The organism is Pseudomonas sp. FP2254 (genome assembly GCF_030687695.1).
Taxonomy (GTDB): domain Bacteria; phylum Pseudomonadota; class Gammaproteobacteria; order Pseudomonadales; family Pseudomonadaceae; genus Aquipseudomonas; species Aquipseudomonas quebecensis.
This window is the reverse complement of record NZ_CP117444.1, coordinates 1,745,370-1,760,080: the sequence shown is the minus strand read 5'-3', so window position 1 is coordinate 1,760,080 and position 14,711 is coordinate 1,745,370. Positions and strand designations below refer to the sequence as shown.

Sequence of the window (14,711 nt, the reverse complement as noted above, 5' to 3'; positions counted from 1 at the left end):
TTGATAATGGATCTGTTCCAGGCAATGTCGGTGTACGTAAAAGTGGTGGAGACCGGCAGCATGACGGCGGCGGCCCACGCCTGCGGCCTGTCGACCACGATGGTCGGTAACCACCTGCGCGCCCTGGAACAGCGCCTGGGAGTCAGTCTGCTCAAGCGCACCACGCGCAAGCAGAGTCTCACGGAGTTCGGCGGCCAGTATTACCAACGCTGTCTGGAGGTGTTGGGACTAGTGGCCGACTCCGAACAACTGGCCGAACAAGCCCACAGTGACGTGCCTAGAGGCACCTTGCGCATCACCGCCCCACCCGCCTTCGGCACCGAGCGCCTGGCGCCGGCGTTGAGCGAATTCTCCCAACGTTATCCGCAGATCAAGCTCTATGTGGTGCTCAGCAACCAGCGCATGGACCTGGTCGACAGTGGCTTCGACGTGGCGATCCGCTTGGGCGAGTTGGAACCGTCGAGCCTGATCGCACGGCCCATGCAGGACTACACCATCACCCTCTGCGCTTCGCCGAGCTACCTGGCGCGACGCGGCACGCCGACCAGGCCCGAAGACCTGCAACAACACGACTGCCTGGCCTTCGCTTATCCGTCCACCGACGACTGGCGCAACGCCGACAAGCTCTGGCGTATGACGGGAGCGGACGGCGAAGTGGAAATCCCGGTGTCGGGATCGTTGACCATCAATAGCTCACAAGCCCTGCGCCAAGCGGCGGTGCAAGGCATGGGCATCGTGATGCTGCCCGATGCGCTGGTCCAGCCCGATCTGCACAGCGGCAAACTTGTGGCGTTGCTGACCGACTATCAATTGCCCAGCCGACCCATGCATGTGCTGTACGGCCAGGATCGTTATCGCCTGCCCAAGTTGCGAGCGTTTGTCGATTTTGTGATGGAGAAATGGGCGCGCTAGAGGCTCACGCCCACTTCACGCAATCGTGCCGATGTCTGCTCGGCCGATACATGATGAATGTCCTGCCAACCCAGAGCGCTGGCGGCATCGGCGTTGTCGGCCACGTCATCTCGTAATAGGCCGTGATCGAGTCTCTAGGGTGGGGGTGTTGATCGATCAGGATTTGCGTGGCTTCGGCCAGCGGCCGCCCCGCATCTTGTTCGGTATTCCAGGCCTGGGTGCAGATGTTATCCAGGAATCACTGCCGTTCTTGATCGTCGGCAATCAGTTTGCGGTAGAGGTGATGCGGGCTCCAATCGAAGAGAACACCGCCGAAATCAAAAACTACTGCACGAATCGTCATCAGATCCTCCGTTGGCTTGGCTTGATAGCGGGAGGAGTCTGGCAGATTTGAAGAGAGGGAAAGGCGCGCTGAAGCGCAAGAAACCTCTGAAACGCACGCAAATCAAAGTGGGAGGGACTTGCCCCCGACGGCGATAGCTCAGCTACAGCTGAGCTGTCTGACGCGAAGCCATCGGGGGCAAGCCCCCTCCTACATTTTTAACCGCGCTTTAGGCTTGGATCAGACCGTTGATCTTCACCGTCGGATTTACATCAGCCTCGTAGTCCACGCCATCGACTTCAAAGCCGAACAAGCGCAGGAATTCCGCTTTGTAACCGGCAAAATCGCTGATCTCGTTGACGTTCTCGTCGGTGACCTGGTTCCACAGCGCCGCCACGGCGTCCTGGACCTTCGGCTCCAGCTCGGCCAGGTCGGCGCGCAGGCGGCCGTCGGTGTCGAGCTTCGGCTCTTTGCCGTACAGGCTGTCCTTGAACAAACCGTAGACCTGCTCGATGCACCCTTCGTGAGTGCCCTGCTCTTTCATCACTTTGAACAGCAGCGACAGGTACAGCGGCATGATCGGGATCGCCGAGCTGGCCTGGGTGACCACGGCCTTGAGCACCGACACACGGGCGTCGCCCTTCAGTGCGGCGAGGTTGTCGCGCAGGGTCAGGACTTTCTTGTCCAGGTCTTTCTTGGCTTCACCGATCGAGCCGTTCCAGTAGATGTCCTGGGTCAGCTTTTCGCCAAGGTAGGTAAAGGCGGTGGTCTTGGCGCCTTCGGCCAGTACATCGGCGTCACGCAGCGCGTCGATCCACAGTTGCCAGTCTTCGCCACCCATGACTTTCACGGTGCCGGCGATTTCTTCTTGGGTCGCCGGCTCCAAGGTGGTGTCGACCACAACCCCTTTGTCGGTGTTGATACCGCGCAGGGTCACGGCCTTGCCGATCGGCTTGAGCGTGGAGTTGTAGACCTCACCGGTCTTGGGGTCGGTACGGCGTGGCGCGGCCAGGCTGTAGACCACCAGGTCGATCTTGCCCAGGTCTTTTTTGATGGTTTCGATGGTCAGGCGCTTGATCTCGTCGGAGAACGCGTCGCCGTTGATGCTCTTGGCATACAGGCCTTTTTCGACCGCAAACTTCTCGAACGCAGCGCTGTTGTACCAGCCGGCGGAGCTCAGCTTGCCTTCTTCGCCTTCTTTCTCAAAAAACACGCCCAGGGTGTCGGCGCCGCAGCCAAACGCAGCGCTGATGCGCGCGGCCAGGCCGTAACCGGTGGAAGCGCCGAGTACCAGCACCTTCTTCGGGCCGCCTTCGATGGCGCCATGCTGGGTCACGTAATCGATCTGTTCCTTGACGTTCGCTTCACAGCCAACAGGGTGAGCGGTCACACAGATAAAGCCACGAACCCGCGGTTTGATGATCATAAAGTTTCTGCCTCTTCCAAGGTGCCGAGGGCCAGTGGTGGCCATTCAGCTTCAATCGTACCGGTCTATGACGTCCGAAAAACCGAAGCGTCACGATAGTCGTAAATCTCGTGTTTACAAAATTCGCTGCACACACCCCGGCAACCGTTAAAAACTGTGAGTGGCCTGCACACTTTTTCGCACTATTTAAACTGCAGACACGGGGTCAAACGCCTTATTATGACGTAGTTGTTTCAACATGTTTCAAACCCACCACTCGCAGCCACCGGTCCGGACCTGTCGAATGGCGTCCTTGTGGAGCTGAGTTCATGAACAAGCCTGCTGTGCGTAAAAAAGCCATCTCGCTGGCCTGGGTGCTCGCGGGCCTGCTGTTTATCGATGTATTCCCCGAGACCACGCTGGTGTTTCTGTGCCTGGTGCTGCTGTGCGGCCTTTACGATTTTTTGCGCAACGGCCTGTACGATGCGTCCACCATCAAAAAGTACTTTATCGGCAGCGGCCGCAACACCTGGCTGTTGGCGCCGTTCAATACCCTGTTCGACCTGCTGAGCTCGCGCAATCGCCACATCTATACGATGCGTGACCTGCCACCCGCCTGGCGTGAAGAGTTGCAACGGGTCATTGATGAGGCCATGGCCCACAAGGACGAAATCATCGGTTACCTCGACGAACGCATGGCCGAAAAAAAGCGAGGCATGTTGTTTTTCCAATGGTACGGGCGGCCGATCGAGACCCACCTGGACATCCCGGCCCTGCGCAAAAAACTGCCGTTCGTAAAAACCATCGGGGTGTCGGTGTTCAACGAAAACCGCTCCACGTCCTTTCACTTCGGCCCACTGCGCATGATGTTCCGCGTGCTTTACAACATGGCGCCGGCGCCCCATCACGACGGCGTGTATATCCAGGTGGGCGAGCACAAACACTACTGGCATGACGACCCGTTATTTATCTTCGATGACACGCTGATGCACGCGTCTTTCAATAAGAACGATGCCAAGCGCTACTGCCTGTTCATCGATATCGTGCGGCCGACCCCGCTGCCGGCGGTGCTCAATGCCGTGATCGCCGGGTTTGCCGCGCTGGTCTTTACCCTGCGTCGGGTTTTCTACAAAAACTGGAAGCTGATCGAGTGAGTTCTGCGGCATGATGGTGTTGAGCGGTGTTTGCGCTGGGCCGTGTGCCTGAGTTAAAAAACCGTCTCGTGCGCCCCTCATCGGCGCCCACCTTTCCCAAGCCATCGCGCCTCAGCGGCTGCGGTGGCTGTGCTTTCAAGGAATCAGAATGCCCCAACGTCAAGTCATCAACGCCTCCGTCAGCCCCAAGGGCAGCCTCGAAACCCTCTCCCAACGCGAAGTGCAGCAACTGAGCGAAGCCGGCACCGGCAGCATCTATACCCTGTTCCGCCAATGCGCCCTGGCGATCCTCAACACCGGCGCGCACATCGACAACGCCAAGACCATCCTCGACGCCTACAAAGACTTTGAAGTGCGCATCCACCAACAGGACCGCGGTGTGCGCCTGGAATTGCTCAACGCGCCGGCCGACGCCTTCGTCGATGGCGAGATGATCGCCAGCACCCGCGAAATGCTGTTCAGTGCCCTGCGCGACATCGTCTACACCGAGAACGAGCTGGACAGCCAGCGCATCGACCTGAGCAACTCCCAAGGCATCACCGACTACGTGTTCCACCTGCTGCGCAACGCGCGCACGCTGCGCCCTGGTGTGGAACCGAAGATCGTGGTGTGCTGGGGCGGACACTCGATCAATACCGAAGAATACAAATACACCAAGAAAGTCGGGCATGAACTGGGCCTGCGCAGTCTGGATGTATGCACCGGCTGCGGCCCGGGGGTGATGAAAGGTCCGATGAAAGGCGCGACCATTTCCCACGCCAAGCAACGTATCACCGGCGGGCGCTACCTGGGCCTGACCGAGCCGGGCATCATCGCCGCCGAAGCGCCGAACCCGATTGTCAACGAGCTGGTGATCCTGCCGGACATCGAAAAGCGCCTGGAAGCCTTTGTTCGCGTGGGCCACGGCATCATCATCTTCCCCGGCGGCGCCGGCACGGCCGAAGAGTTCCTGTACCTGCTGGGCATCCTGATGCACCCGGATAACCGCGACGTACCGTTCCCGGTGATCCTTACCGGACCGCAGCAGGCCGCACCGTACCTGCAGCAACTGCACGCCTTTGTCGGCGCCACTTTGGGCGAAGCGGCGCAGGCGCATTATCAGATCATCATCGACGATCCGGCCGAAGTGGCCCGCCAGATGACCGCCGGCCTCAAGGCGGTGAAGCAGTTCCGCCGCGAGCGCAACGACGCCTTCCACTTCAACTGGTTGCTCAAGATCGACGAAGGCTTCCAGCGCCCGTTCGATCCGACGCACGAGAACATGGCCAGCCTGCAACTGAGCCACACCCTGCCGCCCCACGAACTGGCGGCCAACCTGCGCCGGGCGTTCTCGGGGATCGTGGCGGGTAACGTGAAGGACAAGGGCATCCGCCTGATCGAAGAAAATGGCCCATATGAGATCCATGGCGATCCAGCGATCATGAAACCGCTGGATGAACTGTTGAAGGCGTTCGTCGCGCAGCACCGCATGAAATTGCCGGGCGGCGCGGCGTATGTGCCGTGCTACCGCGTGGTGCGGTAGGCAGCCGGCATGCGTTCATAGTTTGTATTGCTTTGGCGCCAGGCCAGGTGTGCGAGAAATAGAAGTTCGGGCTAGGTTTTTTACTTACCCACTTTTACATGAGCAGAACGACCTATGGACCAACGGACCTTGTCCTCCATCGCTCCTTACCTTAGGGTAAGGAACACCCCGATGGAGATATTTGCTATGGCCACCGCCACCCTCACCTCTAAAGGACAAATCACCATCCCCGTGCAGGTCCGCACCGCCCTAGGCCTGGAAACCGGCGACCGCGTGGAATTCGTCGAAATGGAAGACGGCAGGTTTTCCATTGTTGCGTCAAGCAAGAGCGTCCGCGACCTCAAGGGGTTGATCCCGACGCCAGCCAACGCGGTCTCGCTCGACGAGATGAACCAGGCCATTGCCGCGCAGGGAGCGAGCGCTCGATGATCGGGTTGGATACCAACGTCCTGGTGCGCTACATCACCCAGGACGACCCAGTTCAATCCGCCCAGGCATCCGAATTGATCGAATCCCTCACTACGGTGTCTCCAGGGTTTGTCAGCCTGGTGTCGGTAGTGGAACTGGTGTGGGTCCTGCAGAGCTGCTACGCCTGCGCCAAGCGTGACGTGGTCAGCGTGCTGGAAACCCTGCTGCGCACCCGCGAGTTGACCCTGGAACATGCCGAAGTCATCTGGCAGGCGCTACGCAAGTTCAGCGCCGGCAAGGCCGATTTCGCCGACTGCCTGATTGAGCGGTGCGCCCATGGAGCCGGCTGTGAATACACTGCGACCTTTGACGCTGATGCCGCCAAGGCAGCCGGCATGAAGCGCCTGGGCTGAGCCGGGCTCAACGCACCCAGCCACCAATCTGCCAGTGAAAGCCATCACTGCGCTGCACCCAATGCGGATGCACATAGCGATAGCCTTCGCGCACTGGCTCCCAGTGGCCATGGACCGCCACGTAGCGACCGCCCTCCCAACGCCAATAACCGCGAGACCAGATATAGCCATAACGTGCCGGCGGTTCGACTTCGACCACTTGCACCGGCGGCGGCTGCGGCGCCACCACCTCGACATATTCCCGTTGCACCGGTCGGCGCTCATGCACCACACGCTCTTGCACACACCCGGACGCAGCCACGACCACCGCCGCCAATGCCGCATAACGTAGCAACATACAAACCCCTCGGGCGTTAGCGCCCAACACCTGCCGCTGTCAAAAATCCCCCCGTTGCCGCAACCATGCTCCTGCGTGGCCATGGACAATTTGTAACAGGCGGTATCTGTCAGCTTGCTGAAGCTGAGGGCATCACGATGTGCAGGCGACGGTCGGTCGCTTGAGTCGAACCAGAATCAGACCGGCGACAACCACCGCAATGCCGGCATAGGTGGAGGCGAGAATCGCATCGCCAAACATCAACGCCGCCCACACCAAGGTCACTGGCGGCTCCAGGTAAACCAGCACTGCCACATGGGTCGCGGTCATGAACCGCAGCAGCATCCAAAGACTCAAGTAGGCAATGAAGGTCGAGAACACCGTCAGCCAGACAATCGAGATCAGTACCTCAGGCTCATGGGGAATGCTCAGGGTGTCGGTATACAACACCGCAGCGGTAAACCCGATCAGCGTCAATAGCGATTGGATAAACAGCGGCAAGACCAGGCCCGTGCTGTGTTGTTGCGCCGAACGGCGCTCATACAGGGTTGCCAGGGTCAGCCCCAACGCCGACACCAGCGGCAACAGATACATGACCAGGCCGACACTTTGCCCGCTGCTGCCGTATTGCCCCGAGATGACGATCGACACGCCGACAAACCCGATCAGCAACCCCAGCCACTGCCATCCACCACTGCGCTCCCCAGCGTTCCCCGTTGACAGCGCCGCCGTCATCAACGGCTGCAAGGCCGCGATAATGGCCGCGATCCCCGGCGGCAACCCGTTCTGGATCGCCACGTAAACGCAACTCAAGTAGAGGAATTGCGAGAGAAACCCGATTACCGCGTGATGGCGTATCTGCGCCCAGGAAACCTTGAGTAACCGTACATTCAAAAACACGCCCAGGCACAGCGAGACCAATAGAAACCGCCAGAACAGCAGGTTGAATGCACCGGCACTCTGCGCGCCCAATTTGGCGCCAATAAAGCCCGAACTCCAGGACAGGACAAACACCGCCTGCAGGAGTACCAGCTTCACACAACCCATGCGCGGCGCGCTCACGGCGATACGCTCAACGGATCGAGATCGGCGAAGGTAATCGGCTCGATGCCCAGTCGCTGATACTGCTCGTGGGCCGACCGCGCCAGGTCGCGTTGAAGCCGGAACCACGGGCATATCGTCCTCAACACCCCGTCGTCCGAAGCCAGGTGCCAGAACTTGTTCACATCCTCCTGGCTATAAGGGCAATGAAACGACAGCACCAACGACATACGACGACCGCGCGTAAGCGGACGCACTCCATGGAACACACGGCTGCCGTAGATATACACCGCATCACCACTGGATTTGACCGAACAACTGCGCACACGCTGATCCAGCTCCTCGACATCGAACCGTTCAGCGGTGCCATCGAAGTAGACGAACTCTCCACCGTCATATTCATCGGCCTCAGACAGCAGAATATTCAACACGAAACTGGTGCCGTCGGTGTGCCACATGCCGATCTGCGCTTTGTCGTGGTGTGCCTGAGGCGGATAGAAATAATTGACCTGGGAACGTGCCCGCGGGAACGGATGGGGCACCAACGGAACCCCGGCAATGCGCGATACCGCCAGCAGAAAGGCGCGACTGTTCATCATCTCGCGTATCAGTGTGGACGACTCGGTGACGCCGCGGGTGCGGTTCGAAATGATCCAGTCACTGGTGCTGGAACCCGCCTCCAACTGATAACAGGCACGTCGCAGTTGGAGGAGGCCCTGCTCGCTGAACAGCCCGGATACCTGGGCCAAGGCCGTCAACTGTTGAGGCGTGGAAACCGCTAAGGGCGAGTCCACATAACCCAAGTCCGCAAGGGTGCGGCTCCCGATGAGACTGGGCCCATCCGTTCGCAAATAACTGTCGCGCCAAGGTTGCAACGTATCAAGCAATGCGCCCGGATGTTTACAACGGGATGTGGGGGCCAATGACGCCTGCAAGGCTGATCTGACGCGCGCGAAGCCTTGGGCGAATACCGGTAGCTCACTTTGTCTTTTCATGGTGATTGCCTCACTCAATTGACGGCCGCGTGATCCGCGCAATATTCCGACAGCTGAAACAGCACGCTGCCGTCACCGCTGCAGTACTCGCCGATGACGCGGCAACCGCCGTATTCTTGGCGTACGCGGGTAAATTGTTCGCGGGTGTACTTCAAACAGACATTGGTCAACAGGTAGCCCTGTGCCGAACCTTTGCTGACGGGCAACAAGGTGGCGGCAACGCGATAGCGATCCACCCCGTGCTCGATTTCTGAAACAACCACTTCGTGCTCGCCGGTTTTCTGGAAGCCGAGCTTGATGCCGATCAGGTCGGAGAATCGATACATACAGTCGTGCCGGTAAAAGCGCTGGATGTGTTCGTCCCCCTGGGCAGTGGACAGTTGCATCTCCGAAAGCACGTAGGTTCGCGCGCCACCAATACGCCGTAGGATCTGTCCGATGGTGTCGGGCAGTTCATTACCTTCCTGAAACCCCAGCATGGTGATCAGCGTCACATCCTGCCCGCAGTCGATGTGGCGCCTGTACAGGGAGCGAAAATCCGTCGACAAGTAGCGAAACCCTTGCGGCGCTGCGAGCAATGGCTCGACCGATCGGCGCATGACCCCGTGTGATGCCTGGTTGATATCAACGGCGGTGTAATGCAAGGGCTCAGCGCCGTTCTCCAGCAGGTGTCGCATCAGCGCGCAGGTTTTGATCGGCTCAGGGCCCAACTCCACATAGTGCAAGCGGTCTTGACCGACCAGCTCCACAAGATCATCCGCCACCGCGCGCAACAGTTGACCCAATGCGCCCTGGCCACAGGGTGCGGCGCACAGATCCACGCGGTCGACGCCCTCCTGATTCAGCGAGGTCATCAGGTGCAGGATTTCTTCGCTGACCAACCGGTCCCATTCCGATAAATCAGCGCCTGTGGCCGCGTATTTAGCGGCATTTTCAACCGTCCATATCGGGCTTTCGAAGCCGTGGTTGTTCTTCAACGACGACACCACCAGCTCATTGATATCCATAAGCGCTCCCTTTCTTATTGTTCTCAGGCACGACCGGCGTACCTGCTTGACCCAAAGCCTAGGGAGCGAGCATGATTTTGTATATTTGAATAATCTGCACAACTGATCCTTAAAAGAAGAATCATGAGTAAACAACTGAATGTCGACCTGCTGCGCACTTTTCATGCGGTGGCGCGTTTCCGACGCTTCAATGAAGCCGCCCAACATGTGCACCGCAGCGCCTCGACAGTCACCACGCAGATCCAGAAGCTCGAAGCGTTGGTCGGCCAGCGCTTGTTCATTCGCAGCAATCAAGGCGTGGAACTGACGATGTATGGCAAGAAGCTGCTCAGCGAAACCACGGACTTCCTCAAGAGCCATGACCGACTGCTGGCCTCGCTGACTCCGCAGCGCATGCAAGGGAAGATTCGCCTGGGTTTGCCGGACTCTTACGCGCCCGCCTTTATGCGCGACTTCCTGCCTCGACTGATCGCCGATAACCCGCTGCTCGAACTGGAAGTGGAAGCCCGCTCCAGTGGCGAATTGTTCACCATGTTCAGCCGTGAACAGATCGATCTGGCGTTGATTGTCAGCGCCCAGCCGCTGGAACAAGGGGAATTGTTAGGGTCGATACAGCCGGTGTGGGTGGCGTCCGAAAATTTCAAGACACCCGAACAGGCGCCGCTGCCGATCGCCGTGCAATTGAACGGTTGCCCGTACCGCGCCTCCGCCATGCGGGTGCTCAAGGACAACGGAACCTACTACCGGGTGCTACTGGAAAGCGCGAGCTCCACGGCAGTGGAGGCGGCCATCAGCTGTGGCCTGGCCGTGGGCATGATCGAAGAAAGTCGCATCACCGCCGGGCTGACTAAAAACATTCCAGGGGTGCAACTGCCCGAACTGCCACGCCACCATCTCTACTTGCTGTCCGATAGCGCGAACTACTTGGCGCTCGATCTGCATGAACAGTTAAAGCAGGGCTTCACCCTCTGACAGATGCCCACAAAAAAGCCCGCTGACCGTTACCGGTTCAGCGGGCTTTGTTGTGTCTTACAGCATTTTTTACAGCGCCAGGTCAGACGCCGGCTTGCCTGGCTGGGCCGCAGGCTTGGCAGCCTCGGTAGCCGTTGGTGCCGTCCGCTGTGGAATCGCAGGCGGTGGAGTCAGTTGCAGGATACCGGCGGTGTAGGCCCATTCCTTGGCAACCGCTTCCGGGCTGTCATTCAGCTTGGTGCCGTAGCTCGGCACGATCTGGTGCAGTTTTTCCTGCCAGGCCGGGGTGGCGACCTTGTCCTTGAAGACCTTCTGCAGCACGGTCAGCATGATCGGAGCCGCGGTGGACGCGCCCGGCGATGCACCCAACAGGCCGGCGATGGTGTTGTCGGCGGAGCTGACCACTTCGGTGCCGAGTTTGAGGACGCCGCCCTGCTCTTCGTCACGCTTGATGATCTGCACGCGCTGACCGGCCTGCCACAGGCGCCAATCTTCTTTCTTGGCGTTCGGGAAATACTCTTTCAGGGCGTTGTAACGGTCGTCATCCGACAGCATCAGTTGGCCAGCAAGGTACTCGACCAGCGGGTATTCACGAATACCGACTTTGGTCATGGGCCAGATGTTGTGGGTGGTGGTGCTGGTCAGCAGGTCCAGGTACGAGCCTTCCTTGAGGAACTTGGTGGAGAAGGTCGCGAATGGGCCAAACAGGATCACGCGCTTGCCATCGAGCACGCGGGTGTCCAGGTGCGGCACCGACATCGGCGGCGCGCCGACCGAAGCCTTACCGTAGGCCTTGGCCAGGTGCTGCTCGGCGATGGTCGGGTTATCCGTCACCAGGAACGAGCCGCCCACCGGGAAGCCTGCATATTCCTTGGCTTCAGGAATGCCCGACTTTTGCAGCAGGTGCAGTGCACCGCCACCAGCGCCGATGAACACGAACTTGGCGTCGGTTTCAGTCTGGGTGCCGTCCTTCAGGTTTTTGTAGCTGACGCGCCACGAACCGTCGTCGTTCTTGGTGATGTCCTGCACTTCGCTCGACAGTTTCAGGTCGAACTTCGGTGTGGTTTGCAGGTGCGCGACGAACTGGCGCGTGATCTCGCCGAAGTTCACGTCGGTGCCGATCGGGCTCCAGGTGGCCGCGATTTTCTGGTTGGGGTCACGCCCTTCCATCATCAGCGGCACCCACTTGGCGATCTGCGCCGGGTCTTCGGAGTACTGCATGCCGGCGAACAGCGGGCTCGCCTGCAGGGCTTCGTAGCGCTTTTTCAGGAACTTGATGTTGTCATCGCCCCACACGAAGCTCATGTGCGGTGTGGAGTTGATGAACGAACGCGGGTTCTTCAGCACACCCTGCTGGACCTGCCAGGACCAGAACTGACGGGAGATCTGGAACGCTTCGTTGATCTCGACCGCTTTGGGGATTTCAACGTTACCGTTCTTGTCTTCCGGGGTGTAGTTCAGCTCAGCCAGGGCCGAGTGACCGGTACCGGCATTGTTCCAGCCGTTGGAGCTTTCTTCGGCGACGCCGTCGAGACGCTCGACCATTTCCATCGACCAATCCGGTTCCAGCTCGTTGAGCCATACGCCGAGGGTCGCACTCATGATGCCGCCGCCGATCAGCAGCACATCGACTTTCTTTGCCTCTTGCGCTTGCGCGGTCGTGATCCCCATCGACAACGCCAGCCCCAGCAGGGCAGTGTTTACTTTCTTAAACATCCGTAGCACCTATGATAAAACGCCATCCGCCCCACTGCTCCCAAGCCTGGGCACCCCTCCATCACGCTGCGCCAGGCAACGCACCGCGGGGTGTGCACAGTCACTTCAGGGCCGCAGGGTGGGCACACAAGGCCGATGGATCGACCTCACTGTTATGTCCCTTCTGCGCTGACTTCTTATCATTATTGGCTTCAGCTGCCTGGCGACAGCCGCCCACCGCAACGTATACAGGTGTACGTTTGGGGAGCAGGCCAGACCAGGACGGCGCGCAGAATATCACGGCAAAAGGCCTTTATGCGCTGTTTGGCCAATTGACAGCTCCAAAACGAGGGTTTTCACGCGCCTGATCGGCCTCAGTGTCAAGCCTGGCGGGCGCGACGTGGGGTCACAGGCTGGCCACTGTGATGGAACTCTGACCAAAACGACTGTTCTAGACACCTTCGCCGTTGCTTGCGTAGCATCGGCGGCGCCTCCACGTACCCCCTTTACTAAGAGCGATCCATGTCAATCCACCCAACACCCGGGCACGTACTGCCCGCGCGCAGCGCCGCCAAAATGGAAGCGGCCATGGCCGTGGGCGCCTTCGCGATCGGCACCGGCGAATTCGCCATCATGGGCCTGATGCCTGATATCGCCCAGAACCTGGGCCTGAGCGAACCCCAGGTTGGCCACGCCATCAGCGCCTACGCGTTGGGCGTGATGGTCGGCGCGCCGCTGCTGGCCATCCTTGGCGCCAAGCTGCTGCGCAAACACATGTTGCTGCTGCTGATGGGACTGTACGCCCTGGGCAACCTGGCCACCGCCTTTACCCCGACGTTCGGCTCGCTGGTGGCCTTTCGCTTTATCAGCGGCCTGCCCCACGGCGCCTACTTCGGCATCGCCGCCGTGGTGGCCTCCAGCATGGTGCCCAGCGATAAACGCGCCGGCGCCGTGGCGCGGGTGATGCTGGGCCTTACGCTGGCCATGCTGCTGGGCAACCCCATCGCCACCTTCCTCGGCCAACACCTGGGCTGGCGCTCGGCGTTCGTACTGGTCAGCGCCATCGCCCTGTGCACCATTGCCCTGGTCTGGCAATTCGTGCCCCACCGCCACGACGAACAACGCAGCGACCCGCGCAAGGAACTGCGCGCCTTCACCAAGCCCCAGGTTTGGATGGCTCTGGCTATCGGCGCGATCGGGTTTGCCGGGATGTTCTGCGTGTTCAGCTACCTGGCGCCGACCATGCTGGAAGTGACCAAAGTGTCGCCACAGTGGATCCCCTTCGGCCTGGCCGCATTCGGCGTGGGCGGGATCATCGGCAACATCGCCGGCGGCAAGCTGTTTGACCGCCTGCAGTTTCGCGCGGTGGGCGGGATCATGGTGTGGTCGATGGCCGTACTGATTTTCTTCACCTTCGCCGCCAGCTCGCTGTGGAGCGTACTGCTGGGCATCGGCCTGGTCGGCACCATGATCGCCATGGCCGCGCCGCTGCAGATCCGCCTGATGGACATCGCCCACGAAGCCCCAAGCCTGGCGGCGGCGTCCAACCACGCCGCGTTCAACCTGGCGAACGCGCTGGGGCCGTGGTTCGGCGGCATGGCAATCAGCGCCGGGTACGGCTGGACCAGCACCGGCTACATCGGCGCCGCTACCGCGCTGGTCGGCCTGGGCATCTACTTGATCGCCCGGCGCATGCCAGGCGGCCACTGACGCCACCCGCTCCACTGGAGATCAAACTGAGGGAGGGGGCTTGCCCCCGATAGCGATGGGCCAGTCAACACACCACTGACTGACCCACCACCCCATCAATCATCATGCAACAACCCCGAACCATACTCCCCATAACTGCTACCCAGCCCACTGCCGCCAAAATTCATCTTGGCGGCTTTGCTCGGGCTGTGGTCGCCGAAGGCTTGGCATCCGCCTGAAAAGCATGGGTCGCTGTTGACGGTGGGTGAAGATGAACACGCGCTCAACAGCAACGCACCCGCGATCAACGCAACTTTGAAGAGGTTTGAAGTCATTTTTCGATTCCCTGTGGGCGGGAGGCACGGCGGTCCTCGCTGGAGGGATCGTAGACCTCCCGGCCGCGGGCGATGATGAAACTTTGACGGGGGACAGGATGGGTTCAGGTTGCCGCCCTGGCGCAAGGCGGCAGACAGTCGATCAGGCGACTGGCGTACCGAGCGCAGGTGCGACCTGGTCCTGGGCGCGGTCGACGAGAAGCGCGCTTAGCTCGGTCAGTTGCTGGATGCCCAACACGATGGCGCGGTGAGGTTCTTCGAGGTCGAAGGCCAGAGTTGCGGCCATTTGGCTGGCGGACGCCAGGTTTTCGGCGGCGTTGGCCAGGAGGGTTTCGGTGTCGATGTTGGGGGTAACGGTGAAGAGGTTGCCGGAAGGTTGGTTAGCGGCGGCGTCAGATGAGGGCAGATAATGATGAATAGCGCGTTGGCCTGCTGCGTGAAGCTTGTCATCGATGGGCGCGGTGTTGCAGTCAACATAAGCATTACGTGATTTGTTAGGCATGGGCGGAGCTCCAAATATTTTCG

General features: G+C 60.1%; 15 protein-coding genes and 1 pseudogene. 7 read left to right on the top strand and 9 right to left on the bottom strand.

Annotated elements, in window-relative coordinates; all coding sequences use genetic code 11:
- Positions 1-6 precede the first annotated feature (6 nt).
- Entirely contained in the window at positions 7-912 is a 906-nt protein-coding gene (locus tag PSH94_RS08160; protein WP_181078194.1) for a LysR family transcriptional regulator, read from the top strand.
- Here PSH94_RS08160 and PSH94_RS08155 read toward each other — a convergent pair.
- Together PSH94_RS08155 and fabV are read right to left on the bottom strand one after the other, a co-directional pair.
- A pseudogene (locus tag PSH94_RS08155) lies at positions 909-1,255 on the bottom strand (hypothetical protein). The gene PSH94_RS08160 and the pseudogene PSH94_RS08155 overlap by 4 nt on opposite strands.
- Positions 1,256-1,463: 208 nt before the next feature.
- Positions 1,464-2,660: an enoyl-ACP reductase FabV gene (gene fabV, locus PSH94_RS08150; RefSeq protein ID WP_181078192.1), complete on the bottom strand. Its 1,197-nt coding sequence runs from the start codon at positions 2,658-2,660 to the stop codon at positions 1,464-1,466.
- 308 nt (positions 2,661-2,968) lie between these two features.
- Between fabV and PSH94_RS08145 the strand changes: the two genes are divergently transcribed.
- From PSH94_RS08145 to PSH94_RS08130, 4 genes are all read left to right on the top strand, one after another.
- Positions 2,969-3,793 carry an aspartyl/asparaginyl beta-hydroxylase domain-containing protein gene (locus PSH94_RS08145; protein ID WP_253511373.1) on the top strand — a complete coding sequence of 275 codons (825 nt, stop codon included), beginning with the start codon at positions 2,969-2,971 and terminating at the stop codon, positions 3,791-3,793.
- 148 nt (positions 3,794-3,941) lie between these two features.
- Entirely contained in the window at positions 3,942-5,315 is a 1,374-nt protein-coding gene (ppnN, locus tag PSH94_RS08140; protein ID WP_181078189.1) for a nucleotide 5'-monophosphate nucleosidase PpnN, read from the top strand.
- Positions 5,316-5,486: 171 nt separating this feature from the next.
- The gene (locus PSH94_RS08135) at positions 5,487-5,744 is read left to right on the top strand and encodes an AbrB/MazE/SpoVT family DNA-binding domain-containing protein (RefSeq protein ID WP_181078187.1); all 258 of its coding nucleotides are present in this window, start codon (positions 5,487-5,489) and stop codon (positions 5,742-5,744) included.
- Positions 5,741-6,136, top strand: coding sequence for a PIN domain-containing protein (locus PSH94_RS08130; protein ID WP_181078185.1), 396 nt, complete (start codon positions 5,741-5,743; stop codon positions 6,134-6,136). The genes PSH94_RS08135 and PSH94_RS08130 overlap by 4 nt, the downstream gene beginning before the upstream one ends.
- Before the next feature lie 7 nt (positions 6,137-6,143).
- Here the strand turns inward: PSH94_RS08130 and PSH94_RS08125 are convergent, their stop codons facing one another.
- The 4 genes from PSH94_RS08125 to PSH94_RS08110 all read right to left on the bottom strand — a co-directional run bounded on the left by PSH94_RS08125 (position 6,144) and on the right by PSH94_RS08110 (position 9,495).
- Entirely contained in the window at positions 6,144-6,473 is a 330-nt protein-coding gene (locus PSH94_RS08125) for a YXWGXW repeat-containing protein (RefSeq protein ID WP_034096507.1), read from the bottom strand.
- A gap of 132 nt (positions 6,474-6,605) precedes the next feature.
- Positions 6,606-7,499 (bottom strand): DMT family transporter, encoded by an 894-nt coding sequence (locus PSH94_RS08120; protein WP_305437724.1) that lies wholly within the window; start codon positions 7,497-7,499, stop codon positions 6,606-6,608.
- Positions 7,500-7,510: 11 nt separating this feature from the next.
- Complete coding sequence (locus PSH94_RS08115; protein WP_305437064.1) at positions 7,511-8,287, bottom strand: 2OG-Fe(II) oxygenase family protein; 777 nt, start codon at positions 8,285-8,287, stop codon at positions 7,511-7,513.
- A gap of 215 nt (positions 8,288-8,502) precedes the next feature.
- Positions 8,503-9,495 carry a hypothetical protein gene (locus PSH94_RS08110; RefSeq protein WP_305437063.1) on the bottom strand — a complete coding sequence of 331 codons (993 nt, stop codon included), beginning with the start codon at positions 9,493-9,495 and terminating at the stop codon, positions 8,503-8,505.
- A gap of 123 nt (positions 9,496-9,618) precedes the next feature.
- Between PSH94_RS08110 and PSH94_RS08105 the strand changes: the two genes are divergently transcribed.
- Entirely contained in the window at positions 9,619-10,467 is an 849-nt protein-coding gene (locus PSH94_RS08105; RefSeq protein WP_305437061.1) for a LysR family transcriptional regulator, read from the top strand.
- A gap of 69 nt (positions 10,468-10,536) precedes the next feature.
- Here PSH94_RS08105 and mqo read toward each other — a convergent pair whose 3' ends face one another.
- Complete coding sequence (gene mqo / locus PSH94_RS08100; RefSeq protein ID WP_285429149.1) at positions 10,537-12,183, bottom strand: malate dehydrogenase (quinone); 1,647 nt, start codon at positions 12,181-12,183, stop codon at positions 10,537-10,539.
- A 501-nt stretch (positions 12,184-12,684) separates the two neighbouring features.
- On the opposite strand from mqo, the gene PSH94_RS08095 reads away from it, so the two are divergent.
- Positions 12,685-13,872, top strand: coding sequence for an MFS transporter (locus tag PSH94_RS08095; RefSeq protein WP_305437059.1), 1,188 nt, complete (start codon positions 12,685-12,687; stop codon positions 13,870-13,872).
- A 95-nt stretch (positions 13,873-13,967) separates the two neighbouring features.
- Here the strand turns inward: PSH94_RS08095 and PSH94_RS08090 are convergent, their stop codons facing one another.
- Entirely contained in the window at positions 13,968-14,186 is a 219-nt protein-coding gene (locus tag PSH94_RS08090) for a hypothetical protein (RefSeq protein ID WP_305437057.1), read from the bottom strand.
- A 142-nt stretch (positions 14,187-14,328) separates the two neighbouring features.
- Positions 14,329-14,688 carry a DUF6124 family protein gene (locus PSH94_RS08085; protein ID WP_305437056.1) on the bottom strand — a complete coding sequence of 120 codons (360 nt, stop codon included), beginning with the start codon at positions 14,686-14,688 and terminating at the stop codon, positions 14,329-14,331.
- Between the last annotated feature and the right edge of the window lie 23 nt (positions 14,689-14,711).

Coding starts and splice junctions, on each gene's coding strand:
- mqo (WP_285429149.1), bottom strand. CDS start 12,183: ATGTTTAAGAAAGTAAACACTGCCCTGCTGGGGCTGGCGTTGTCGATG.
- PSH94_RS08125 (WP_034096507.1), bottom strand. CDS start 6,473: ATGTTGCTACGTTATGCGGCATTGGCGGCGGTGGTCGTGGCTGCGTCC.
- PSH94_RS08105 (WP_305437061.1), top strand. CDS start 9,619: ATGAGTAAACAACTGAATGTCGACCTGCTGCGCACTTTTCATGCGGTG.
- PSH94_RS08095 (WP_305437059.1), top strand. CDS start 12,685: ATGTCAATCCACCCAACACCCGGGCACGTACTGCCCGCGCGCAGCGCC.
- PSH94_RS08130 (WP_181078185.1), top strand. CDS start 5,741: ATGATCGGGTTGGATACCAACGTCCTGGTGCGCTACATCACCCAGGAC.
- PSH94_RS08135 (WP_181078187.1), top strand. CDS start 5,487: ATGGAGATATTTGCTATGGCCACCGCCACCCTCACCTCTAAAGGACAA.
- PSH94_RS08145 (WP_253511373.1), top strand. CDS start 2,969: ATGAACAAGCCTGCTGTGCGTAAAAAAGCCATCTCGCTGGCCTGGGTG.
- PSH94_RS08110 (WP_305437063.1), bottom strand. CDS start 9,495: ATGGATATCAATGAGCTGGTGGTGTCGTCGTTGAAGAACAACCACGGC.
- PSH94_RS08120 (WP_305437724.1), bottom strand. CDS start 7,499: ATGGGTTGTGTGAAGCTGGTACTCCTGCAGGCGGTGTTTGTCCTGTCC.
- PSH94_RS08085 (WP_305437056.1), bottom strand. CDS start 14,688: ATGCCTAACAAATCACGTAATGCTTATGTTGACTGCAACACCGCGCCC.
- PSH94_RS08160 (WP_181078194.1), top strand. CDS start 7: ATGGATCTGTTCCAGGCAATGTCGGTGTACGTAAAAGTGGTGGAGACC.
- ppnN (WP_181078189.1), top strand. CDS start 3,942: ATGCCCCAACGTCAAGTCATCAACGCCTCCGTCAGCCCCAAGGGCAGC.
- PSH94_RS08090 (WP_305437057.1), bottom strand. CDS start 14,186: ATGACTTCAAACCTCTTCAAAGTTGCGTTGATCGCGGGTGCGTTGCTG.
- fabV (WP_181078192.1), bottom strand. CDS start 2,660: ATGATCATCAAACCGCGGGTTCGTGGCTTTATCTGTGTGACCGCTCAC.